Source organism: Lactobacillus sp. UMNPBX19 (assembly GCF_002553805.1).
Taxonomy (GTDB): domain Bacteria; phylum Bacillota; class Bacilli; order Lactobacillales; family Lactobacillaceae; genus Lactobacillus.
Window position 1 is genome coordinate 53333 of the sequence record NZ_PCYR01000007.1, and the last position, 25661, is coordinate 78993.

Below are 25661 nucleotides of genomic sequence, written 5' to 3' on the forward strand. Positions count from 1 at the left end.
CTTTTCTTATTTATTTTTATCTAATGCAGCTTGAGCTGCTTGCTGCTCAGCAGCTTTTTTATTACGTCCTTGTCCCTCTGAAACTTTTTCACCATTTACAAGTAGCTGAACTTTAAAAGATGGCTTTGATTCATCTTCAGATATTATTTGATATTCAATTTTAACTGGTCCATTTACCTGCAAACGTTCCTGAAGTTCAGTTTTATAATCACGTGACGCATTAAAATCTCCTTCAGCAATTAATGGATACACTGTTAAATGCAAGAAGTGCTGTACTGCCGGCATTCCTTGATCTAAGAAAAGTGCACCATTGAAAGCTTCAAACACATCTTCAAGAAGTGTCTTCCGCTTCCTAGCGCCAGCTTTTTCTTCTCCTTTACCCAAATAAATTTCTTCTGGGAATCCACATTCAATGGCAAATTCAGAAAATCCTTCTGTTCTAACAATGTTAGATCGCATTCTTGTCAATTCCCCTTCATTTAATCTGGGAAAATGACGATACAGATAATCAGATACCGCTAATTCAAGAACAGCATCACCAAGAAACTCTAATTTTTCATAGTCCTTTCTTCCGGGATGCTCATTAGCGTAAGAAGAATGTGTAAATGCATCTTCAAGCAATTTTTCGTTATTAAATTTTATTCCGTATTTTTTCTTTAAATTTTGTTTAAAAGCTACTGAAACCATAGTTGCTTCCTTTCTTTAACCCTTTAATTATACCTATTTTAACCTATTAAAAAAAGATAAAGAAAAAGCGTGACCTACTATAAGTCGCACTTTTAAATAATTTTTATTTATTTTGCATAGCCAACGTAGTACCAGTTAGGGAATCCGCCACCCATACTCTTAGATGGCTCTAATGAATATCCAGTCAACTTATTGTTAATTGCGTAAATATTGTAGCTATTAGCAACTGGCACAACATAAGCTTCCTTATCCATGTAAGCTTGCCATTGGTGGAATTTCTTAACTCTGTAGCTATTATTAAAGGCCTTTTGTGAATCAATATCGTTTAACAAGTCAGTGTTTTCTTTAGTGACAAATCTACTGTAGTTAAATGGTGCCTTTGCGCCGTATAAGTCTTGAGGTGATGGTTCAGAAGAGAGTGACCATGCACCAATGAACATATCTACATCTTTAGAATCATTTTGAACCTTGTCGTAGAATGAATTCATTTCCATTAAACGGCCACCAGTTAACTTAACGTTCAAGCCCATTTTCTTCCATTGTTGAATATAATTTTGAATGATTGGCTCTTGAACTTTACTACCGCTCATGGCAGCTAAGTGAATAGTTAAAGGCTTACCATTTGGTTGAACACGGTAAGTTCCCTTCTTCTTATACCCTGCTTTATCTAATAGTTCATTACCCTTTTTAATGTTATAAGTGTAACCCTTAACATTCTTATCGAAGTAATCACCGAATTGCTTTGGAATTAAAGTTGGAATTCTAAATGAAAGACCTGATGAGTATCTCTTATAAACTTGGTCAACATTCATACCGTAGGCAATAGCTTGACGAAGAGAACGATTATTCATCTTTGCGTCCTTATTCATCACATTTTCGCCTTTGGCTGCATCCCATTTACCCACTTTAAAGCCTAAATAACTATATGAAAGTGGAATATTAGCAATAAAGTTTACTCCTTTAGCACCCTTAATATTTGACCATTGAGAATTACTTACTTGCGTTACATCAAATTTATTACTCTTAATTGATTGAGCAACTGAAGCTGGAGTAATTACTGAAGCAGTTATCTTCTTTAAGTGTGGTTTACCCTTATAGTAATGTTCATTTGGAACCCATGAAACTGATTGTCCACGAACCACTTTACTTACTTTATATGGACCATAGAACAATGGATTCTTACGGATCTTATTGCTTGAAATAAGTTTATCAAATGGAACATCTTTTAAGTAATGATATGGAGCTGCTGCTTCCCAAATATATCCATTACCACTTTGCGTCATACCCGGCTTCATTTCTTTAAAGTGGAGCACTACTGTACGACCATTTTCTCCATCTGGCATTTCAATACCTGAAATAGTATTAGAATTCCCATCATGGTATTCTTCTAATCCTTCAAGATTAGCTAAACTTTAAGTGTAACGCTGAGAATGTGTTGCCTTATTTGCAATAATTTCATAGGCGTATTCATAATCTTTTGCAACTAAAGGTTGTCCATCAGACCACTTAACTTTAGGATTAATGGTAATGGTTGCAGTTTTAGCATCTTTATTAATTTTAATATTTGCTGCTCCACCCTTAACGTATTTATAGGTATTATTTGTAGCAAATAATGATTCATCACCATATTGCATTACTTCTGAGTCTGTATTGTTAGTAGACAATTCATCATTAAAAATACCAGTAAACGGTGTATCAGTAACTACAGCAACGCTGACATTTCCACCATCCTTAATCGTCTTCTTAGGAGTTGACTCCTTGAAATTAGGATGACTAGTATTATTGCTATTACTATTACCACAGGCTGCTAAAGTTAGAGCTACACCTGAAAGCAAAGTTAATGTACCAATTAATTTGCCTTTCTTCATTAATTTTTCCTCCAATAATATTGGACAAGTTGATATGTTTAATTTTAGCACTGAAAACGATTAAAACAACTTAAATAAAAAAAAGACCGTCACTTAAGACGATCTTTATAAAGAAATTTATCTAATATTATTTTGCAATTCCTACGTTATACCATAAGCTGTTTGCTGCTGATGGTTTAGATGAATAACCTGTAATCTTGCTGTTAACTGCATCAATACTATAACTGTTAGATACTGGAACAACGTAGGCTTCATCATCCATATATTTTTGCCATTCATGGAATTTCTTAACACGGTAATTAGTATTAAATGACTTTTGTGAATCCATTTCTTGAAGTAACTTAGTGTTCTTAGCAGTTACAAAACGACTAAAGTTGTATGGTGCTTTTGCATTGTATAAGTCATTTGGTGATGGTTCTGAAGATAATGACCATGCACCCATGAACATATCTACGTCTTTAGAATCATTTTGGACCTTGTCATAGAAGGAGTTCATTTCCATCAAACGACCACCAGTTAACTTAACATTCAAACCTAATTTCTTCCATTGTTGGATATAGTTTTGAATAATTGGTTCTTGAGTAGAGTCAACACTCATAGCTGCAAAATGAATAGTTAAAGGCTTACCGTTTGGTTGAACACGGTACTTACCCTTCTTCTTATATCCAGCTTTATCAAGAATTTCATTCCCCTTCTTGATATTGTAATCGTAGCCCTTAACATTTTTATCAAAGTACTTACCAAATTGTGCTGGAACTAAAGTTGGAACATGGAAAGTCAAACCGTTGGTATAACGTTTGTTTACAGCGGAGATATTCATACCATAAGCAATAGCTTGACGTAATGCTTTATTATTCATTTTTGCATTCTTATCCATTACGTTTTCGCCTTTAGCTGCATCCCACTTACCTACCTTAAAACCTAGGTAACTATAAGACAAAGGAATATGAGCGATCCAGTTAACATTGTCAGTATTGGCAACGTTCTTCCATTGAGTATTAATTACACCGGCAATATCATACTTATGACTCTTAATAGCTTGAGAAGCTGAGTTAGGGTTCAAAACTTGAATTGTTACTTTATCTAATTTTGGTGTACCTCTCCAGTAGTACTTGTTAGGAACAAATGTTACTGCTTGACCACGTACAACCTTACTCATCTTATATGGACCAAAGAATAGTGGCTTCTTTCTTACTTGATCAGATGATTGTAGTTTATCAAATGGAACATCCTTCAAGTAGTGATATGGAGCTGCAGCTTCCCAGAAGTAGCCGTTACCACTGAACTTCATACCTGGCTTCATTTCTTTGAAGTGAATAACAACGGTTCTTCCATTTTCACCATCCGGCATTTCAATACCAGAAATAGTGTTAGATTTACCATCGTGGTATTCACTCATACCAACAATATTTTGAAGTGAGTCAGTATAACGTGATGACTTAGTTGCCTTGTTAGCAATAATTTCGTAAGAATATTCAACATCCTTAGCAGTTACTTGCTTACCATCTGACCACTTAACACCATTTTTAATTTTAATAGTAGCAGTTTTGTTATCATTATCTAATTTTAATGTAGCTGGTCCTTTGTCATTAATTTGATAAATATCATCAGTATCAAATAACGCTTCATTAGCAGGTGCCATAGCATCAGAGTCATTCTGAGTATCAGAAAGTTCATTTAAAAAGATACCAGTAAATGGTGTATCAGATTCAAGTGCAACACTTACCGTACCACCCTTTTTAACAGCTTTCTTTGGAGTAGCTGACTTAAAGTTCTTAGTTGGGTTATCTACTTTTGAATTTGAATTGTTACCACATGCTGCTAATGTTAAAGCAACACCAGAAAGTAAAGTTAAACTTCCAAATAGTTTGGCTTTCTTCATAGTTATATTCCTCCATCTATTTGGGACAAGTTGATGATTTAATATTATCATCATCAAACTCATAATACAACGTTTTTACTCAATTATTTTTAATATTTTTTAATTTATATTTGAGTATTTTGCTACAAGTCCTTGATAGATCAATGTTTATTCGCTATTATTTTTACCATAAAAAACTTATTTTATGCCCATTTATAATATAAATATCTCCTACATTCTATCGTTTTTATACAAAGACATACAAAAAAGCAACTCAATTATGAGTTGCTTTTAATGTTTAAATAATCAAATTTAATTTTCACGTTGACGAGCATCCCCGGCTCTTTGAAGAGCACGACCAACGTAGTTAATACTTAAGGAAATGACCAATAACAAGATAGTTGCTGGCATCCATAGCCATGGACGGGTAGTAACATTAACTGGATCATTAGCAAATCCAATTAAAGTACCAAGGGATGGTGTAGTGGTTGGTAATCCATATCCCAAGAAGGATAAAGTAGTTTCAATACCGATGTTTCCGGCAATCATTAATACGACATCAATTACCAAAGCTGAAGTAATGTTAGGCAAAACTTCACGGAACATAATTGTTAAGTTAGAAGAACCGGAAGTCTTGGAAGCCAAAACATATTCTCGTTCTCTCTGTGACAAAACAAACGCCCTGAAATATCTTGCAGTTGAAGTCCACCCAAACATAGAAATCAATAATACCAAAGTCCAAGCATTGTAGTTAGGAATAACAGTAGTTAAAACAATAATGATTGGGAATTGAGGCAAAATTTGGATGAAATCAACTATACGCATGATAACTGCGTCAGTTACCCCACCAAAGTAACCTGAGAACAAACCAACTAAAAGTCCGACACCTTCACAAAGAACAGTGACAGATAGACCAATCAAAATAGAGTTACGTCCACCCATCATTAGTAATTTCAAGATATCACGGCCACCATCATCTGTACCAAATACATGACCGGATTCACCCCAAGCATAATATGCTTCTGCAATATTAATCTCTGTTACTTGACTCTTATTTAAGAATAAAGAACCAACAAAAGTGAATAATAAGATAGCTACAATAATACAGAATGAAACAAATGCTACCTTATCACGCCAAACCTCACGTACAATGATCTTAAATCCAGATGGTGGTAGAGAGGTTTTAGCATTTTGATCTTTTTTCGATGTATTTTTATCTTTAGCCATAATTTACTACTCCTCCCTACTTGATCCGAATTCTTGGGTCAATAATACTCATGATAATATCAGATAACAAGTTACCAACTAAAGTTAAGATACCAAATAATAAAATTAAGGCAGTTAAAGTTGAGTAGTCACGTTGACCGATAGAATCAAGGAATAACTTACCCATACCAGGATAACTGAAGACTGATTCGATAACCATTGAACCAGAAAGTAATCCAGTAATAGTATTACCAAAGAAAGCAGCAATTGGTAAAAGTGAGTTTCTTAAAATATGTTTATTGAAAACAACATTTTCAGGTACACCCTTACTACGTGCAGTTCTTACATAATCTTCAACTTTGTTATCAACAATACCAGTTCTTAAGTATTGAACAATTGCTGTAGTGGAGATTAAAGAACAAAGGATCGAAGGTAGAATCAAGTGATAGAACCTACTCCAGAAGTAAGCAAAAGTACCTGGGTTAACGTCTGCACTTACAGAACCAGAAATTGGGAACCAACCTAAAGTAAATCCGAATAGCCAAATACCTAAAATGTAGAAAACAAACGGAGGTACAGCATAAGTAATGTAGTTAAAAATTTGTACTCCGTGATCTTGCCATTCATCTTGGTGACGACCGGCTGTAACACCTAATGGAATTGCAATTAAATAAGTTAAAACAACAGTCATTAAAGACAACCAAAAAGTGTTAACCGCACGGTCCCAAATCAAAGAAGTTACTGGCACCTTTTGAATATATGATTGACCTAAATCACCATGGAACATGTTTCCAAGCCAGCGAGTATATTGAACCCATACCGGATCATTCAATCCATATTCCTGTCTTAATCTTGCAATTTCCTTAGGGTCTGAATTCGGATTAATCATTCCAGTAAATGGGTCACCAGGCATCATTTTAGCCAAAATAAAGACTAGTAAACTCAAGATAAGTAACTGGGGGATCATAATCAGGATTCGACGTAAAACCGTTTTCCACATACCTATTCTCCCTCCTTCAATTCTTGTTGAATCATATCTTTAGGTAATGCAACGAAATGACGATCGCCAACTTTTTGAAGTGGTAATACACGACCATCTTTTTCATACCATTTATCTTGATCTTGCAAGAATTCTTTTTCTACGCGTTGACGGTCTTCCTTATGTTGTTCTCTATTTTCAACATCAACAACAGGAATTGCGGAAAGTAGACGTTTAGTATAAATATGCATTGGGTTCTTGTAAATTTGATCACGTTTACCAATTTCTACAAAACGTCCACGGTGCATAATAGCAATATCTTCTGACATGTGTTTTACAACACCTAAATCGTGAGAAATGAATAAGTATGCAATGTTATATTCTTGTTGAATATGCTTCATAAAGTTCAAAACTTGGGCTTGAACTGATAAGTCCAAAGCTGATGTTGGTTCGTCAGCCACGATTAATTTTGGATGAGTAGCAACGGCACGTGCTACCCCAATTCTTTGGCGTTGTCCACCAGAGAATTCGTGTGGATATTTGTAGATAGCATCACTAGGCATACCAACAATATCTAAGAGTTCTTGAACTCGTTTTCTTTCTTCATCGGTTGTTAAGTTTTCAAAGTTTCTAATAGGTTCAGCAATAATATCTTCAATTCGTTTTCTAGGATTTAAACTCGACATTGAATCCTGGAAAATCATTTGAACATCTTTATTGTAGTTAAGTTTTTTACGATTTGATGCTTTAGTAACATCAACACCTTTATACAAAATTTGTCCGCTAGTTACTTTTTCTACACCAACAATTGCTTTACCAGTAGTTGATTTACCGGAACCTGATTCTCCAATTAGACCGTAGGTTTCTCCTTCTTTAATTGAAAGATTAATCCCATCAACGGCTTTGACATATCCAGTAACTCTATTCCAAAATCCAGAACGAATTGGATAGTGAACTTTTAAATTTTTTATTTCGATTATTTCATCGGCCATAATTTCCTATCCTTTCTTCTCTTCATCTTGGAAATGGAAGCTTTGCCAGCAAGTACATCTTACAAAATGTCCTGGTTCAACTTCATGAACCTTAGGATTCTCTTCATGAGCACTAGCTGGAATCCAAGGAATTCTAGCTGCAAATCTATCCCCAGTTCTTGGCATGTTAATCAATGAAGGAACTGTTCCATGAATCACATGTAGGTCTTCACTTTCATCATCTGTTTGTGGCATAGAGTGTAAAAGTGAGCGTGTATATGGATGAAGAGGATTTTCAAAAATTGTTTTAACATCTGCTTTTTCAACAATTTGCCCTGCATACATAACTGCTACTTGATCAGCAGTTTCAGCAACAACACCTAAGTCGTGTGTAATTAAAACAATTCCTGAATGAGATTCTTTTTGAATTTCTTTAAGTAAATCTAAGATTTGTGCCTGAATAGTAACATCCAAAGCAGTAGTTGGTTCATCAGCAATAATAATTTCTGGCTTACATGCAATTGCGATTGCAATTACGACACGTTGACGTAAACCACCAGACAATTCATGTGGGTACATCTGGTACATTTCTTCTGGACGAGGCATTCCAACTTGATTAAAGAGTTCAATTACGCGTGCATGACGAGCTTTTTCATCCATATCAGTATGATAGTAAAGTGTCTCAGCAACTTGATCTCCAACCTTCATTAATGGATTAAGAGATGCTAATGGATCCTGGAAAATCATCCCAATATTATTACCACGAATTTTATTAAACAATGATTCATTTAAGTTAACTAGGTTTAATTCATTGTATAAAATATCGCCAGTTACTTTCGTATTTTTGTGGTCATACAAACCAATAATGCTTGAAGCAATTGTACTTTTACCACAACCAGATTCTCCAACAACTGCCAAAATCTCATTTCGTTTCAAGGTTAAGTTAATGTCATCAGCGGCATCATAAAACTTACCGTGTAAACGATATGCGGTATGCAAGTGTTCGATATCTAATAAAAGATCACTTTGCTTTTCCAAAGGCCATTCTCCTCTCAAACCTTACGACATTATTAAAAGTCAATTAGATTTTCAATTTAATGTCATTATTATAAACAAAAGATACTGCTATTTCAACAACTTTTATAAAAGTAAATGAAAAATGACAGTATCTTCTCAAATTTCAATGATTAAAATTTTAATTTTGGTGACTCTTAATATATTCTACTGCTTCACCAACAGTTTGTAATTTTTCTGCATCATCATCTGGAATCTCGGCTCCAAATATATCTTCTAGATCCATTACTAACTCAACGAAATCAATTGAATCTGCATCTAAATCATTCTGAAAATTTAAATCTTTAGTGATCTTATCACGATCAATACTAAAGCGTTCTGAAATCATATCAGCAATTTTATTAAAAATTTCCTCTTCGGTCATTTTTTAACCTCCAAAAAAGTTTAGTTTAATTCTAAGGCATTTTTATATTAAAGTCTAGTGAGATTCACTAAAGTATTTTTTATATTCGCCAACCAAATCTTGACTCAACATCTTATCAATTTGTAATAAAGTGTAGTAAATAGGACGGATATTCGATCTACCGTGCGTCTTTACAACAGGTGCATTTACCCCAAGTAAAACTGCTCCCCCATATCTCGCCGTATCAAATCTTTTCTTTAATGCAGTAAGTCCTGGCTTTGCTAATAAGGCTCCCACCTTAGGACGTAAGCCATTATTTAGCAAAGAATCCTTAAGCAGACGTAAAATTACGCTTGCAGTTCCTTCTATTGCCTTCAGAGTCGCATTTCCAGTAAAACCATCTGTTACAATCACATCAGCCTTACCTTCCATTAAATCATTTCCTTCAGCATTACCAATAAAATTAAGATCAGTTGCTTTAAGAAGCTTATAAGCCTCTTGGTGGAGCGGATCACCTTTATCATCTTCTGCACCATTATTTAATAAAGCCACGGTTGGATTTTTAATATTTCTAATTTTTTGAGCATAAAAGTTAGCCATTTGTGCCCATTGTACTAAATATTCAGGCTTACTTTGTGCATTCGCGCCAACATCAATAATATTAAAGCCATCTTCACTTTTAGCACTGGGAAGAGTTGGCATTAAAGCTGGACGTTCTACACCTTTAATTCGGCCAATAATAAAAATCCCGCAAGCTAAGAGCGCACCCGTATTTCCGAGTGAAAATAAGGCATCTGCTTTTCCTGATTTTACATAGTTAGCAGCAACAACCATTGAAGAATCTCTCTTACGTCTAATTGCTTTTACCGGCTCGTCACTATCAACAATAACTTCACTAGTTGCAATAACGTCAATTCTATCTTTTTGCTCAGTGGGAATTAGTTCATTAATCTTTTCTTCATCCCCAAATAAAACAAATTTTGTATCTTTTAATTTTGGCTTTGCTTTTAATACGGCATCAACAATAGCCTTAGGAGCATTTTCTCCTCCCATGGCATCAATTGCAATTGTTTTCATATTCACTCCGGTTATTTCTAATTATTATTCAAATCTTTCTTATATTTTAGCACTTCTTGTAAAAATTTATTTTCTGTATTAACCAAAGCTGGGTCAGACTTAATTAGGTTACGAGCCTCTTTTTGAGCAGTCAATAAGGCATTATAGTCATTTACTACATCTCCAACTTGAAACTGCGGTAAACCAGATTGAGCCTTTCCAAAAACATCTCCTTCACCACGTAGTTTTAAATCTTCTTCTGCCAATTTAAAACCGTTACTGGTAGAGGTAATAATATTCATTCGCTTTTTACCAATTTCTGTTTTAGGATCACTCACAAACACACAAAAACTTTGTGTTTGCCCCCGGCCAATTCTTCCTCGCAACTGATGCAATTGACTTAAACCAAAGCGATCAGCATTAAAGATCACCATCATATTTGCATTCGGGACATCAACACCAACTTCAATTACACTTGTGGTAACTAAAATATTAATCTTGCCGGCAGCAAAGCTATCCATAATTTCATTTTTCTGATCGCCTTTCATCTGTCCATGAAGCAAAACAACATTTTTGTCTTTAAAGTAATGGGCAATTTTTGCTTGTAAATCCTCAGCGTTTTTTAAGTCACTTTTTTCTGATTCACTAATTAAAGGAGTTACAACATAAATTTGAAAACCTTTATCTAACTGTGAACGCATCAAATCAAGAACTTCTCTCAATTTGTTAGAGGTTGCCCATGAGGAAACTACTGGCTTTCTTCCTTTGGGCAAGTGTCTAATTTCAGAAACAGCCATATCTCCATATACAGTTAATGCCAATGTACGAGGAATTGGGGTGGCCGTCATCGCTAGGATATCAGGTGCGTCACCTTTTTTAATCAACGTATTTCTTTGATTTACTCCAAATCTGTGTTGCTCATCAATTATAACGAGGCCTAGATCTTTAAAATGAACATCTTTTTGGATTAAGGCATGGGTCCCAATCACAACATTGATTGTTCCATCAGCTAATTCATGATAAATTTCTTTCTTTTCTAAATCCTTAGTGTCTCCCGTCAATAAGGCAACTCGCACACCTAAGGGCTTCAGTAATTCATCTATCTTAGCAAAATGCTGCTGCGCTAAAATTTCTGTTGGCACCATTAATGCAGCTTGATAGCCCGCAGTAACAGCTGCATAAATTGCAAAAACTGCTACTACGGTTTTACCACTACCCACATCTCCCTGCAGTAGTCTTCGCATTTGTCTTTTAGAATGAAGGTCAGCAAAAATTTCATTCACCACTTTTTTTTGATCATCAGATAACTCAAATGGAATTTCTTCAATTAATTCTTTGACAGCAGCTAAATCATATTTCTTTTCTACTCCAGGTGCATCTTCATTTCTTTGGGAAAGAAGTTGAGCAAGTTGCATTTGAAAAAGAAAAAATTCTCTAAAAATAGCACTTCGGCGTGCTATCTTTGCCTCATTTCCATTTTTTGGATGATGCATTTTTTCTACCAAAACGCGATCAGAAAGCAAGCGATATTTTTCTCTTATAGAAGCTGGGATTGTTTCTCCAACTTCATTTATAGCTTCCTCTAAAGCAAGATCAATTAACTTTTGCAGCTTATTTTGCTTTAAATGACGATTGACAGAATAAATAGGAGCAAAACCTGAATCTTTCTTTTCAGCTACTAATTTAAAGCCACTTAATGACTGTCGCGCTACTTGATACTTCCCATATACTGCAACTTCCTTACCTGATTCCACTTTATCCTTTAACCAGGGCTGATTAAAAAAATTGACCATGATAATGTCATGATCAATTTTTATTTTAAAGCTGAGCCTTGTTTTTCGATAACCAAATCGGCTAACAAATGGATCTGTTACCACCATTCCCTTTAATAAGACTTTCTGCCCATCTTCAATTTGATCAAGAGGAATTGTCTCTAAATCATCATATCTAAAAGGAAAATAAAATAGTAAATCATAAATTGTATTAATGCCAAGACTGGCCAAAGCTGTAGCTGTCTTTGCTCCTACACCTTTTAACTCAGTTACTGGTTCAAATAACTTACTCTGCTTATTATTCATATTTTATTCCACGGATACTAAGAAGTAGTAAACTGGCTGGCCACCATCATGAACTTCAAATTCTAAATCATCATGAGTAGCTTTAAGTTTTTTAACTGCTTCGTCAGCTTCTGCTCTAGTAGCGTCACTACCATACATAATAGTGATAATTTCACTATCTTCATCTAACATCTTTTCAATCATTGAAACTGTTGTATCAACCAAGTCTGGATTATCAACCTTAATGGTTCCATCAACAATTCCAAGATAGTCATCTTTTTTAACTTCAATATCATCAATCTTAGTGTCACGGATTGCTTTAGTGACTTCACCAGATTTAACTGTATCCAGGTCTTCAGACATTGCTTCAACATTTTCATCTACTGAAGCATCTGGATCAAAGGAAAGCATTGCAGTTAATCCTTGAGAAATTGTCTTTGTTGGCACAATTCCAACCGGAATTTCACTAACTTCAGCAGCTTGCTTAGCAGCCATGATAATATTACCGTTATTTGGTAAAATAATGGCCTTTTTAGCACCGGATTTAGTAATGGCGTCCATAATATCCTTAGTTGATGGATTCATAGTTTGTCCACCAGAAATAATTCTATTTACGCCCTCACTCTTAAATAATTCACGGATTCCATGACCTGAAGCAACTGCAATAACTGCAAAATCAACATTTTCTTCTTGTTCTTCGTTATTTTCTAAGATAGTTTCATGTTGAATCCGCATATTATCGATCTTAATTTTACCTAGTTGTCCAAATTTTTGGCCGTATGTAAAAACATCTCCTGGGTGTTCTGTATGAACGTGAACTTTAGCCACTTCACCATCTGAAACAGCTAAAAGTGAATCACCTAAGTTAGATAGATGTTCTCTAAATTGGTCAAGATTGAATTCTTCTTTATTTGGAACATCAGCAGTTAGGTCAACCATAATTTCAGTACAGTAACCATTCTTAATATCACTAGTTGATAATTGAACTTGAGCAGATTCAGCTTGGTGGTGAGCTGCATTAATTAACTCATCCATTTCACCTTCATCTAGTTGATAATCATCATTATCCTTTTTGCCAAGAACTCCCTCTAAAAAGCCTTGGTAGATAAATACTAATCCTTGACCACCCGAGTCTACTACTCCAACTTGCTTTAAAACTGGTAATAAATCAGGCGTAGTCTTCAAAGCCTTTTTAGCTCCATCAACTACCGCTCTCATTACTTCGCTGACATCATCAGTTTCGTTTGCCTTATTTTTACCTTCCTCAGCTGCAACACGAGCAACGGTTAAAATAGTTCCTTCAACAGGCTTCATAACTGCTTTATATGCAGTTGTAACACCATTTGCAAAAGCATTAGCTAAATCTTGAGCAGTTAGGGTATCTTTCCCTTCAGTAGCTTTATAAAAACCTCTAAATAGTTGAGAAGTTATAACTCCACTGTTACCGCGAGCTCCCATCAACATTCCTTTTGAGAGACTTTCAGTTAGGTCACCAACAGATTCACTAAGATTTTCATTAACAGCTTTTGCGCCGCTCTCAATGGTTAAATTCATATTAGTTCCAGTATCACCATCAGGTACTGGGAAAACATTTAATTTATTTACAAATTCAGCGTTCTTGCCCATGCGATGAGTTGCTGCACGAACCATATCTCTGAATTGATCACTATTAATTTCAGTTAAAACCACAATTAACTCCTCCAGAATGCATTAATCGTCTAAAATCTTTACGCCTTGAACAATAACGTTAACCGACTTAGTCTTAATGCCTAAAAGATTTTCAAGATTGTATTTTACACTATCTTGGACATTGTGACTTACTTCCGAAATTTTTAGACCATAACCCACAATAATATATACATCAACGACGATTTGATTATCATTAGTTTTAATTACAACACCGCGACGATAATTTTCACGGTTTAAAATAGTATAAGCTCCATCCCGTAAAGCGTTCTTTGAAGCCATTCCAACTACACCATAGTTAGAAGTAGCTGCTCCACCTACGACAGTAGCAATCACACTATTTGAAATATCAATTAAGCCATATTTTGTTTTAATTTTAACAGCCATCGTATTCCTCCATTAACGAAGAACAATTTTTTCTCAATTTATTTTAACACAGCAGACTTTTATATCAACAATGTTAGTTTCAAGAAAATGGAAAGACAATATTGCACAATTCTAAAAGCTGTGATAAATTAAATAAGTACTACAACAACATAAAGGAGGGTTTAGCACAAATGGCAAAAGACATTATTACTGGCCGCAAGACGGTCTTTGGTAACAAGCGTTCAAAGGCTTTGAACTCCGTGCGGCGTTCATGGAAGCCAAACCTTCAAAAAGTTCGCATCCTTGTTGACGGTAAGCCAAAGCGTGTTTGGGTATCCGCTCGCGCTTTGAAATCCGGTAAGGTTAAACGTGTCTAATTAAGAAGTAAAAATAAAAGGGATCAAGAAATATTTCTTGATCCCTTTTATTTTTTATCTCGACTATTGATTACGATTAATGTCCCAGACTCACACGAAATCTCTATTGCTTGCCTATTCAAATATTCATTTGATGAATAAACTGTCGGTACGGGCAAATCAATGGACTGTAAATCATATCTCGCATTTTTAATACTAAAATTTTTAGCTCCTGTCAAAGTTCCGATTCCTAAATATTTATAATCAGCTTCGTAAGGAAGTATGTGCTTTCCTTTTCCGAAAAAGTGGATAATATTTTGCTTATCAATAAATTTAATTTTTTCTTTAAATCTATCAAACGGAGCTTTCAGCATAGCATACATATTAACAAAAAAATGATCCATTCTTCCTCCTGTTGCTCCATATACCGTTAAACTGTCAACTCGATAATCGATAAATGCGGCATAAAACAACATTTCAGAATCCGTAAAATCTTTGATTGGATTCGAATAACGCATATCCTTAACTTTACTTTCAACGATTTCTCTTTCATCAAAAGTCAATGAATCATAATCTCCTAAGGCAACGTCAGGTACTATCCCTAACTCTAATAAAAAAAGGCTGCCCCGATCACTAGCCATAATTAGGGCGCCTTTTTTACTTGCTTCTTTAATTTCAGTGGCTAAATTATGTGGCCATTCTTCTTTTGGACCACCTAATAATGCAATTGCTCTCATTTATCTTCTTTTTTCAATTTCATAACTTGATCTTCAATACTTCCATTTTTAAAAATGTAAGAACCAGCTACAAAAATTGTGGCTCCTGCGTCTCTAGTAAGCTTTAAAGTCTTAGGCTCAATTCCACCATCAACTTCAATTGGAACACTTAAATTCTCAGCTTCAATCATATTCTTAAGTTCAACTAAACGTTCAACTGACTCTTCTTCAAACTTTTGCCCACCAAATCCAGGTTTCACCGTCATCAAAAGCACTTGATCTAATTCTTTTAAAAATGGCTGCAATTTTTGTACTGGTGTAGACGGATTAATGGCCATTCCACATCTAACATTATGATCTTTTAAATATTTTATCCAATATTCTGGATTATCCGTTGCTTCATAATGAAATTCTAAAAGATCACATCCAGCTTCTACAAAGAGAGGCAATGTTGTTTCTAAGTCATTACTCATTAAATGAATTTCAGCATCTGTTAACGGAAAAGAGCGCTTAAAGTCTTTTACCAATTCTGGTCCATATGACAAATTAGGTACAAAGTGTCCATCCATAATATCAATATGGAATCTATCTATACCACCTTCAATAGCGGTTTTAATATCACGACTTAGATGCATATTATCTGCATTCAAAATTGATGGTGCTATCATAGTTTCACCTATTTCTTTAAATACTCTGGCATTCTATTGTCAGAAATTTCTTGTCTAATTTTTAAATAAGATTCATAACGACTGCGCGCTATTTTACCCTCTTCTACAAATTTTTTAACCTCGCAACCAGGCTCTTTAATATGTTGACAACCTCTAAATTTGCATTCTACACTTGCTTCTTTTAAATCATAAAAGTAATTTCTTAGATCATCAACTTTGATCTTAAAGAGATCAATAGCTGAAAAACCAGGAGTATCAGCAATAAAGCCAGAACCGTATTTAAATAGTGTTACTTGTCTTGTGGTATGTTTTCCACGATTTAAAGCAGTTGAAATTGCTCCTGTTGCCTGCTTTGCTTCACTCTCCAGCTTATTCAATAATGTTGACTTGCCAGCACCTGATTGGCCAGCTAAGGTCCAAATCTGATCTTTATCGATCATTTTTGGAACCTCATTTTCCAGTTTTTTTGCATCTTCAAAAACAGGATACCCAATTCTTTGGTAGTATTCTAACTCAGTTTGAATATCTTTTAATCTTTCAGAAGAAGTAATATCGGATTTTGACAAATAAATGACTACGCCAACATTTTTCCAAGCAAAAAATGTTAAGTATCTATCTAATAATTCAAGTGAAAAGTCGGGCTCAACAGCGGAAATTACTAACAATACTCTAGACACATTTGCCACTGCTGGCCGCCCTATTTCATTAACGCGTGGCAATATTTCAATTAAATAGTTCATTCCCTGATCATCTAGTTGAACTACTACTCTATCTCCTACCAGTGGCTTTTGTTTACGATCTCTAAAAACTCCTCGTGCTCTCGTTCTAACTACTTTATCATCAATTTCGACATCATAGTAGCCTGAGATAGCACTAATAATCGTTCCTTCTGCTTTTTTCATTATTTATTAACGTCCTCATTTAAAATCGTTTCACCATTTCGCAATATTTTTATATGCCCATTTTTTTTGCTTAACTTAAACGAAATGGTAAAAGTTTGTTCAGAAGTAATGTTCATGTCTTTGTAAATATTATTAATTGAATGTCCATCATCAGAAACATATACCTGAATATGATCTGGCGTTTTTTCTGATCCGCTTTGATCAGCACTTCCTGGATAATTAATAGTATAAGATTTTGTAACAGTAGTGGTAGTAGTTGAACTGCTTGAAGTATCAGTAGAATTGTTTTTCTTGGCTTTTGCTACTACTATCGTTAACGTATCCCCGGGATTCATGTCAGTACCTGATTCTGGGGATTGACGTAAAACTGTACCATCATTTTTACCATCTGAGTCTTCTTCTTCAACTTTAAGTGATAAATGATGTTCCCGTGCATAATCTCGGGCACCTTTCAATGAATATCCCACGATATCTCTTAATTTTATTGTATTTCGTCTAGATCGGGTACTACTCGCCGAACTAGGCCCCTTCGAAACCAACAAAGTTACTGTTGATTTATTAGGATTTACTTCCTGGCCTGGTTCAATATCTTGAGCATTAACCTGGTTTTTAGGACTAGGAGAGTATTCTTCAGTTTTAGTAACAGTAAAGCCTAGTTTAACCAGCTGTTTCCGCGCAAGAGAATAAGACTCTCCAATTACATTTGGCATTTCAACAAGACGACTACCTCGAGATAAAACTAAGTTAACTTTTTCTCCATCTTTTATCTGAGATCCAATCGGAGGGTCTGTTCTAATTACTTCTTCTTTTGGAACACTGTCAGAATATTCATAAGTAATCTTTCCAATTTTTAAATTAGATGATTGGAGAGACTTCTTGGCTTGGGTTTGGCTCATCCTATTAAGATTAGGAATATCTACCATATCTTTTCTACCAAGAGCAAAGAATAGAATTACCATAATTACACAAAATGCAATTATTGCTCCTAACCACCACCATGTATGACCCTTAAGATTTTTAAACAGACTCTTTTTTTCTTCTTTAGGTTCTTCCTTTGCTTGCACTTCATGATCTTTATTATGAACGCTTCCTTCAAGAGGAGGAACAACAATAGTTTCATCAGTAGATGGATCATGCTCGGGCTTAAAAATCGGCTCATCCTTACGTTTTGGATCAAGACACGTATCCAAGTCTGCTTTCATTTCTAAAGCAGATTTATATCGATCACGTGGATCTTTTGCTGTTGCTTTAAAAACCACATTTTCTAAAGCTTGGGGAACATTAGGATTTTTATCCCTTAAAGATGGCGTTTTTTCTTGGAAATGCTTTAGAGCAACTGCAACAGCATTTTCTCCAGTAAAAGGAACTGTACCAGTCAATAATTTGTAAAGAATTATTCCTAAAGAATAGATATCCGATTGTTTTGTTGCCATACTGCCTCGGGCTTGTTCAGGTGACATATAATGCACTGATCCCATTGCAGTATTAGTTTGCGTCATCGTGCTTTGATTTAAAGCAATTGCAATACCAAAATCCACAATTTTAATATTGCCTTTTTTATCCATTAAAATGTTTTTTGGTTTTAAGTCGCGATGGATCACATTGTGCTTATGCGCCAATGCAACGGCACTTAATATTTGATCCATGATATCAATTACTTTAGGCAAAAGAATTGGATTATTATGTTGGATATATTCTTCCAAATCAGATCCATCCACATAATCCATTACTAAATAATGACAATTTCCGTCTGTTCCTACGTCAAGAATCGAAACAATATGCGGATGACTTAATTCACTAGTAGAAAGTGCCTCTCTTTGGAAACGTTGAATAGTTTGAGGATCCTTTTGCAAATCTAGTCGCAAAACTTTAACTGCAACTTTTCTTTGCAGAATAATATCTTCAGCTAAATAAACATTAGCCATTCCGCCTTCGCCTAAAACAGAGATAATCTTATAGCGACCACCAAGCAAATGGCCTTTTTCCATTGCTATTTGTCACCATCCTTTTCTACATAGGCAAGCAAGCAAACAGTAATATTATCTCCACCACCTAAACGATTAGCTTCATTAATAAGTTTATTACAACGCTCTTTTAAACTTAGATTTTTAGTGGCAAGGATTTGTTGAATTTGAGGATCAGTTAACGAATTTGTTAATCCATCCGTACAAAGCAAAAAAATATCACCAGCATGCACTTCAAGAATATCAAATTCTGGATTTACAGTACTTGAGACTCCTAAAGTTTCAGTAATAATATTTTTTTGAGGATGATTTCGAGCTTGTTGCTCGGTAATTTGTCCCATTTTAACTAATTCATGGACCAAAGAGTGGTCTTCAGTAATTTGCTTAAATTCATTACCTCCATAGAGATAACAACGTGAGTCACCTAGATGGGCAATTAAGATTTTTTCCGTAAAGGCAATTGCTAAAACTATTGTGGTGCCCATTCCATTTAGATCAGAAAAACGATCAGCTGTATTCAAGATAGTTTCATTTTCTAACCTTAATTGTACAGTTAACCATTTTTGAGCTAAGTCAGGATCAGTAAAATCTGTTTTTTCAAAATTATGACCTAAATGACTAACTGCCATCGTTGAGGCAACATCTCCTCCTTGATGGCCACCCATACCGTCACAAACGATCCCCATAATAATATTATTTTGATTTTTAAATACCTTTACAAAGTCCTGATTAGTTTCTCGGACTCTACCAATACTTGAAGCAAATGCTGTTTTAATCAAAATTATTTACCCTCGTTTTTTTTTAATTTTGCAATAAAAAATCCGTCACTGCCGTCACTACTTGGAAAAATACGTACCATTTCTTGCTTAGGAAGCTTTCCTACTTGAACTGGCATCAACTCAAAATCGGGATGCAATTTTAGAAATTGCTTAACTACTCCTTCATCCTCTTCATAGCTGATGGTACAAGTTGAATAAACCAATTCTCCTCCATTAGCTAAAAGTCCACTCACACTTTCCAAAATAGCTAACTGAATTTTTGCTAAATTTTTAATATCATTTAGTGATTTTTCATATCTAATCTCTGGCTTTCGTCTAATCAACCCTAAGCCCGAGCAAGGCGCATCTACTAAAATTTTATCAAATTGTCCTTGATTAAAATATTCTTTCGCCTTTCGTGCATCTAAAGCCTTCGTCTTTACTTTATCACTAACATGAAGACGTTCAGCCGCATTTCTTACAAGCCTTAGTTTATTCTCATGAATATCTAAAGCAATTACACTACCTGTTGTCAAGTTTTCAGCGATTTGAACCGTCTTACCACCAGGGGCACTACATGCATCTAATACCTGTTCACTCCCCTTAAAGTCAAACGCATCCACAGCAAGTGAAGCAGCAGCATCCTGAATAGTAATTTTTCCATTTTTAAACAGAGCTGTTTGCGCTACTCCACCTTTATTCAAATTTAAATTATGCGGAGTTAGACTAGACTCTTCAAAACTAAAAGTATCTTTTTTTAATTCTTCTTTGATTTCTTCAAAGTCTGACTCTTTTGTAGTCATTCTAATTGAATTAGCAGCCGGTTGATTACTTCGTACTAAAATTTCTTTTGTTTCATTTTCACCAAAATGATCTAATAAATATTCTACTAACCATTTAGGAAAACTCTCTTTAATACTTAAATATTCAACTAAATCATTAGTTGGGGGCAAAATTTTACCTTGACGCTCTAAAGCACGCAAAATTCCGTTAACCAGCTTGTAACTGCCACTATTTCTCTTACTATATTTTTTAGCAAGCTTGTTTGCCTCATCAAAAATCGCGTTTGCTGGTACTTTTTCTAAGAAAAAATACTGGTAGGCAGACATTAAAAGAAGCGGCTTTAAAAAACTATCGCGTAGTTTTGTTTTAATTAATGGCTTTAATTGATACTCTAAAAATATTTTATATTGAATTGTACCATATACAATTCTAGTAGCTAAAGCCTTATCAGCTAGCTTTAAATCATGTTTTATTAGTTCATTGTTTAAAGCAATATTAGAATAGCTTTTTTGATTAAAAACTTTAATCAAAGTCTCCAAAGCAACCGTTCTTGCATTACTCATCAATTATCTTATCTCCAATTATAAAATGACTACCTTGACCATTGAGATAATCTTTAATATTCATTTTCTTCTTACCAGTTGGCTGAACTTCAAGTAACTCTAATTGACTGCCATCAGCCATACTAATTACGAATTTCTTTTTATTAGTAACTAAAGTTCCAGCTGGAAAACTAGTCTTTTCAGTCAATGGCTTTGCTTTCCAAGCTTTGAATCTCTTTCCACCAAGCATAAAATAAGCACCTGGATCAGGATTAAGGGCACGAATTAGATTATTAGCTTCTTTAGCAGTCATGGTTAGGTTTATCTTTTCTTGGTCCTTAGAGATGTTAGGTGAAAAGACAACCTTATCCTCATCCTGAGCAGTCCGAGTAACCGTCCCATCGATAAACTTAGGTAAAGTTTCTAAGAGAAGATCTCTTCCCAAAACACTTAACTTATCAAATAAAGTACCACTTGTATCTTCATCTGTAATTGTCAAAGCTTTTTGGGCAAAAATATCTCCTGCATCCATCTTTTTCACCATCTCCATAATGGTGACACCAGTCTCTTTATCCCCATTCAAAACGGAATATTGAATTGGTGCACCACCACGATATTTAGGGAGAAGAGAACCATGAACATTAACTGGAGCTACTTTAGCTGACTTCAAAAACTTCGTTGGCAAAAATTGTCCATAAGCAGCGGTAATAATAAAATCTGGTTCAATCTTCATTAATTCTGCAAGTTCTTCTGATCCTGACAATTTAGCAGGTTGATAAACTGGAAGATTATGTTTCAAAGCTGTTTCTTTAACAGCAGATTGATGGACTACTTGTTTACGCCCAACGCGCTTGTCAGGTTGAGTAACAACCGCTTTAATTTCATACCCTTGTTCAATTAATCCTTGCAGAACGACACTACCAAAATTTGGAGTTCCTAAAAAAATAACTGATGACATAGATTCAACTTCTTTCTAAATTTACATTATTCTCTCTGGTTCATTATCAATATATATATTTAAACCACGTTTTTGTGCTAACTGTGCATCATCTTGAATTTGATGAAGCAAATCATGCAACTTAGGCTCATATTTATATTTTACCAAGATTTGGTAATAATATTGATTTTTAATTTTAGCTACACTACTTGGCGTCGGACCTAAAATAATAGTCGGAGCATGTAACTCCCGCATTAATTTTCTTTTTATTACGAATGCCTCTTTAGCAGCTGACTGTTCATTTTTTGATGTAATAGTAATTAAGGTAGTATAAAAAAATGGCGGATAGTTTCCTTGAAATCTAACCTGCATTTCTTTTTGGTAAAATCTCTCGTAATCTTGGCTTTGGGCTAGTTTTATTGCATAATTTTCCGGATTATAAGTTTGAATCATAACTCTACCAGTTTTTTCAGCTCTTCCAGCCCTTCCAGCTACTTGGGTTAGTAAATCAAATGTTTTTTCTGAAGAATTAAAATCTGGAAGAGATAATGCTGTGTCAGCATTAATTACTCCCACTAAAGTAACATTTGGAAAATCTAGTCCTTTAGCAATCATTTGTGTTCCTAAGAGAATATCGGCTTGATGATTACCAAAACTATCAAGAATTTTCTTATAACTTCCTTTACGTCTAGTAGTATCAACGTCCATTCTTAAGATCTTAGCGTCAGGAAGTAAAGTTTCCAGTTCTTCTTGAACTTTTTGCGTCCCCGTACCTAAAAATCTTATTTTTTCACTCTGACAATTTGGACATTTTCTTGGAATTGGCTCCTTATGGCCGCAATAATGACATTGCATCTGTCCAGTATCTTTATGCAAAGTTAACGAGATATCACAATTTGGACATTTTAAAACAAAGCCACAATTGCGACAAAGCATAAAACTAGCAAAACCACGACGATTAAGAAGTAAAATAACTTGTTCTTTTTTAGCTATTTTTTCTTTAATTGCATCTACTAAGGGAATTGATAGATCAAACTGTCCACCAGCAAATTCAACAGTTTTTAGGTCTATTAGATCCACTTTAGGTAGCGACTTTTGATTAGCACGTTTAGTCAGACGTAATAATTTATATCTTCCTTTTTGAGCACGCGCTCGGCTTGCTAAAGAAGGCGTTGCACTTCCTAAAACAACTGGACAATTATGAAATTTACTTCTCAATAGAGCTACATCCCGGGCATGGTATCGAGGAGTATCGTTTTGCTTATAGGAAGATTCATGCTCCTCATCAATTACTATTAAACCAATATTTTTTAAAGGAGCAAAAATCGCGCTTCTAGCCCCTACTACAACTTGAGCTTCTCCACGCCTAATTCTTCGCCATTCATCATATTTTTCACCTTCAGATAAACCACTATGTAAAACAGCAACATTATCTCCAAAACGCTCTTTCACTTGTTTAACCATTTGAGGAGTTAGAGAAATCTCCGGAACTAACATTAAAGCATTCCGCTTCTGTTCAAGAGCTGTACTGATAGCGTGAAGGTACACCTCAGTTTTGCCGCTCCCAGTAATTCCCTCAAGAAGAAAAGTCTTGGCCTCTTTTTCTTTAATACTAGTCCCAATTGAATTTAAGGCGTCTAACTGTTCTGAATTTAATCTAACCGAATGCTTACTAGCATTAGATTCAAAATCTTTCAATGGATTTCGATAAATCTCCTGCTCTTTTTTTAACAGCCATCCCTTTTTTTCGGCTGCTCGTAATGTAGAACTTGAGATTCCTAATTCAGACTCAATAGTTGAACCCAATTTTGGATATTCGTTATATTTTTCAACGATATTATTAAGCAATGCTCGCTGGTTTTTGGCTGTTTTCCTGATCTCTCCTAAAATCTCCTGATATTCTGTTCTTGTTTTAGTCAAAAGATAGGCAGCCACCTGTTTCTTCCTAGCTTTATTTTCAACTAAGTATTCAATCTTAGCTTGATTATTTTTTATAAGCTTTTTAATTTTTACAATTGTCTTAAGATCAGAAACTTCATTTAAATCAAGCGGTTCACCTTTAAAAAGACTATTTTCTTTAATTTCATCTGTAAGGGGAACTAGAATTTTCCGATAATTCGCCTTCATTACGCGTGGTAACATTGATTGAAGAATTGTAATTCGATATGAAAAAATTTTATCAGCTAAAGTTTTAGAAAGAGCAATTAATTCTGGCGTAAGTGGTGGCAATTCATCAATTACAACAAGTAAATCTTTTAATTTCCCTGTATAAGAAGTTGTTTCACTGATTCCGACTACAAATCCCTGCACTTTTCGTCGACCAAAAGGAACAACCACTCTTGATCCAACAGCTACATCAGTTAATTCCTTTGGAATATGATATTCAAACACTCGATCAGTTTGTTTGGCAGCTACATCTACAATAACTTGCGCAATCATTTATCTTATCACCTACTAAAAAACCTTCATTGATTAACAATGAAGGAAAAGATTCTAGCCAATATCTTCACGATGCTCAGGATCAATTGTAACTTTACCAGCAGCAATTTCTTCAAGTGCTTCGCCCACTGCTTTATCAGACTTATAGTGTTTTAAAGCTAATGGAGCGCCTGCTTGAATCTCATGAGCTCTTTTAGCAGCTAACACTGAAAGAGAATAACGAGAATTTACTCGAGACAGCAATTTATCAATAGATGGGTATGTAATTTTCATCTGTTAATCCTCCTTAACCATATTTCTATAATCATTAATTACTCGCGGTACACGCACGTGTTCAGCTTCAACAATAGACTTAATATGATCCACCGCATTAGCAACAGTATCGTTAACTACAGCATAATCATAATCTTCCATCATTAAAATCTCTTTACGTGCCTGTTTCATTCTCATGGCAATTACCTTGTCAGAATCAGTCCCGCGATTAACAATTCGATGTTTTAATTCATGCAAATCTGGTGGTGTCAAAAAGATAAAGACGCCATCTGGCATTAACTTGCGAACCTGTTTTGCTCCATTGACATCAATTTCAAGTAAAACATCTTTACCTTCATTGAGCATCTTTTGTACTGGTGCAAGTGGAGTACCATAATGGTTGCCTACATATTTATTATATTCCAAAAGCTCGTTACCTTTAATTGCTTCTTGGAAACGGTCCTCTGAAACAAAATAATAATCCTTCCCATTAACTTCGCCTGGACGAGGCTTACGAGTAGTCATTGAAACAGAATATTCAAATGAAAAAGCTTTTTGCTTCACCATTGCACTTTTAACGGTCCCCTTACCAACGCCAGAAGGACCAGATAAAACTAATAATAAACCTTGATGTGCCATTTTCGCTCCTAAAAATTATAGTAACAAGAATATATTGCACTAAAAAACGAGGAATTTCAAGAGTTTCGAAAAGAGATATAAATTCCACTTGCAATCAAAAACATTTGTTCGTATAATACGTAGTGCAAACACAAGTTCGGGATGTATAGAGGAATGAGATATGAATTTATTAAAGTCACTTAATAATTATAGTAAACAAATTTATAATTACTTCTTTAATTATAATATTAATAAGCTTACTACTTTTGCACAAGACCCAAGTAAAATTATTAGAATTTTAGAGCATGCACTTTTTCATAAAGAATATATATTACTGACCTATCAAAATGGATGCACTGAGATTGGTCAGCTAATTAAAAGAACTTCTGCTGGGCGTTTTGTATTAGATAGCTATGACAGCAACATAATTAGAATAATCGATTTAAACGAAATTTTTAACGTAGAGACGGCATAAAAATAAAGGACTTTTCAGTATAAATGTGATTTTTACTTTAAATGAAGTGCCTCATAATTGTTAGACATAAAATCTAATAATTATGAGGTATTTTTTT

Annotated in this window: 23 protein-coding genes and 1 pseudogene; 2 read left to right on the forward strand and 22 right to left on the reverse strand. The window is 34.7% G+C overall.

Going from position 1 to position 25661, the window contains the following annotated elements; all coding sequences use genetic code 11:
• Positions 1-6 precede the first annotated feature (6 nt).
• The 12 genes and pseudogenes from rnc to CP370_RS03505 form a co-directional block, all read right to left on the reverse strand.
• Positions 7-687, reverse strand: a complete 681-nt coding sequence (gene rnc / locus CP370_RS03450; RefSeq protein WP_087713100.1) for a ribonuclease III — start codon at positions 685-687, stop codon at positions 7-9.
• A gap of 107 nt (positions 688-794) precedes the next feature.
• Positions 795-2555: pseudogene (locus tag CP370_RS03455) on the reverse strand (oligopeptide ABC transporter substrate-binding protein).
• A 127-nt stretch (positions 2556-2682) separates the two neighbouring features.
• Positions 2683-4437: an oligopeptide ABC transporter substrate-binding protein gene (locus CP370_RS03460; protein ID WP_087713101.1), complete on the reverse strand. Its 1755-nt coding sequence runs from the start codon at positions 4435-4437 to the stop codon at positions 2683-2685.
• A 291-nt stretch (positions 4438-4728) separates the two neighbouring features.
• The gene (locus CP370_RS03465) at positions 4729-5643 is read right to left on the reverse strand and encodes an ABC transporter permease (protein WP_012845937.1); all 915 of its coding nucleotides are present in this window, start codon (positions 5641-5643) and stop codon (positions 4729-4731) included.
• Between the two features lie 16 nt (positions 5644-5659).
• Complete coding sequence (opp4B, locus tag CP370_RS03470; protein WP_087713102.1) at positions 5660-6622, reverse strand: oligopeptide ABC transporter permease; 963 nt, start codon at positions 6620-6622, stop codon at positions 5660-5662.
• A gap of 2 nt (positions 6623-6624) precedes the next feature.
• Positions 6625-7593, reverse strand: coding sequence for an ABC transporter ATP-binding protein (locus tag CP370_RS03475; protein ID WP_087713103.1), 969 nt, complete (start codon positions 7591-7593; stop codon positions 6625-6627).
• Between the two features lie 6 nt (positions 7594-7599).
• Positions 7600-8610 carry an ABC transporter ATP-binding protein gene (locus tag CP370_RS03480; RefSeq protein ID WP_012845934.1) on the reverse strand — a complete coding sequence of 337 codons (1011 nt, stop codon included), beginning with the start codon at positions 8608-8610 and terminating at the stop codon, positions 7600-7602.
• A 157-nt stretch (positions 8611-8767) separates the two neighbouring features.
• The gene (gene acpP / locus CP370_RS03485) at positions 8768-9010 is read right to left on the reverse strand and encodes an acyl carrier protein (RefSeq protein ID WP_087713104.1); all 243 of its coding nucleotides are present in this window, start codon (positions 9008-9010) and stop codon (positions 8768-8770) included.
• A gap of 54 nt (positions 9011-9064) precedes the next feature.
• On the reverse strand, positions 9065-10066 hold the full coding sequence (plsX, locus tag CP370_RS03490; RefSeq protein WP_087713105.1) for a phosphate acyltransferase PlsX: 1002 nt from the start codon (positions 10064-10066) through the stop codon (positions 9065-9067).
• Positions 10067-10083: 17 nt separating this feature from the next.
• Complete coding sequence (gene recG / locus CP370_RS03495) at positions 10084-12123, reverse strand: ATP-dependent DNA helicase RecG (RefSeq protein WP_087713106.1); 2040 nt, start codon at positions 12121-12123, stop codon at positions 10084-10086.
• Between the two features lie 3 nt (positions 12124-12126).
• A complete protein-coding gene (locus CP370_RS03500; protein ID WP_012845931.1) occupies positions 12127-13791 on the reverse strand; it encodes a DAK2 domain-containing protein in 1665 nt (554 codons plus the stop codon).
• A gap of 21 nt (positions 13792-13812) precedes the next feature.
• Entirely contained in the window at positions 13813-14175 is a 363-nt protein-coding gene (locus CP370_RS03505; RefSeq protein WP_003647521.1) for an Asp23/Gls24 family envelope stress response protein, read from the reverse strand.
• Positions 14176-14345: 170 nt separating this feature from the next.
• Here CP370_RS03505 and rpmB point away from each other — a divergent pair, with 170 nt between their 5' ends.
• The gene (gene rpmB, locus CP370_RS03510; protein WP_004895337.1) at positions 14346-14531 is read left to right on the forward strand and encodes a 50S ribosomal protein L28; all 186 of its coding nucleotides are present in this window, start codon (positions 14346-14348) and stop codon (positions 14529-14531) included.
• A gap of 47 nt (positions 14532-14578) precedes the next feature.
• On the opposite strand, the gene CP370_RS03515 is transcribed toward rpmB, so the two are convergent.
• From CP370_RS03515 to gmk, 10 genes are read right to left on the reverse strand one after another with little or no spacing between them, the layout of a single operon-like run.
• Entirely contained in the window at positions 14579-15247 is a 669-nt protein-coding gene (locus CP370_RS03515; RefSeq protein ID WP_087284704.1) for a thiamine diphosphokinase, read from the reverse strand.
• Positions 15244-15894, reverse strand: coding sequence for a ribulose-phosphate 3-epimerase (rpe, locus tag CP370_RS03520; protein WP_012845929.1), 651 nt, complete (start codon positions 15892-15894; stop codon positions 15244-15246). Before rpe ends, CP370_RS03515 begins: the two co-directional genes overlap by 4 nt.
• 8 nt (positions 15895-15902) lie before the next feature.
• Entirely contained in the window at positions 15903-16796 is an 894-nt protein-coding gene (gene rsgA / locus CP370_RS03525; protein WP_087284706.1) for a ribosome small subunit-dependent GTPase A, read from the reverse strand.
• Complete coding sequence (pknB, locus tag CP370_RS03530; protein WP_087713107.1) at positions 16796-18784, reverse strand: Stk1 family PASTA domain-containing Ser/Thr kinase; 1989 nt, start codon at positions 18782-18784, stop codon at positions 16796-16798. The genes rsgA and pknB overlap by 1 nt, the downstream gene beginning before the upstream one ends.
• A gap of 2 nt (positions 18785-18786) precedes the next feature.
• On the reverse strand, positions 18787-19539 hold the full coding sequence (locus CP370_RS03535; RefSeq protein ID WP_004895348.1) for a Stp1/IreP family PP2C-type Ser/Thr phosphatase: 753 nt from the start codon (positions 19537-19539) through the stop codon (positions 18787-18789).
• Positions 19540-19541: 2 nt separating this feature from the next.
• The gene (gene rsmB / locus CP370_RS03540; RefSeq protein WP_012845926.1) at positions 19542-20864 is read right to left on the reverse strand and encodes a 16S rRNA (cytosine(967)-C(5))-methyltransferase RsmB; all 1323 of its coding nucleotides are present in this window, start codon (positions 20862-20864) and stop codon (positions 19542-19544) included.
• The gene (fmt, locus tag CP370_RS03545; protein WP_087713108.1) at positions 20857-21801 is read right to left on the reverse strand and encodes a methionyl-tRNA formyltransferase; all 945 of its coding nucleotides are present in this window, start codon (positions 21799-21801) and stop codon (positions 20857-20859) included. Before fmt ends, rsmB begins: the two co-directional genes overlap by 8 nt.
• 21 nt (positions 21802-21822) lie before the next feature.
• Complete coding sequence (gene priA / locus CP370_RS03550) at positions 21823-24219, reverse strand: primosomal protein N' (protein WP_087713109.1); 2397 nt, start codon at positions 24217-24219, stop codon at positions 21823-21825.
• A 54-nt stretch (positions 24220-24273) separates the two neighbouring features.
• The gene (gene rpoZ / locus CP370_RS03555) at positions 24274-24492 is read right to left on the reverse strand and encodes a DNA-directed RNA polymerase subunit omega (RefSeq protein WP_004897072.1); all 219 of its coding nucleotides are present in this window, start codon (positions 24490-24492) and stop codon (positions 24274-24276) included.
• Positions 24493-24495: 3 nt separating this feature from the next.
• Positions 24496-25110 (reverse strand): guanylate kinase, encoded by a 615-nt coding sequence (gmk, locus tag CP370_RS03560; RefSeq protein ID WP_087284716.1) that lies wholly within the window; start codon positions 25108-25110, stop codon positions 24496-24498.
• Between the two features lie 160 nt (positions 25111-25270).
• Here gmk and CP370_RS03565 point away from each other — a divergent pair, with 160 nt between their 5' ends.
• A complete protein-coding gene (locus tag CP370_RS03565) occupies positions 25271-25564 on the forward strand; it encodes a hypothetical protein (RefSeq protein ID WP_004895357.1) in 294 nt (97 codons plus the stop codon).
• The last annotated feature ends 97 nt before the right edge of the window (positions 25565-25661 follow it).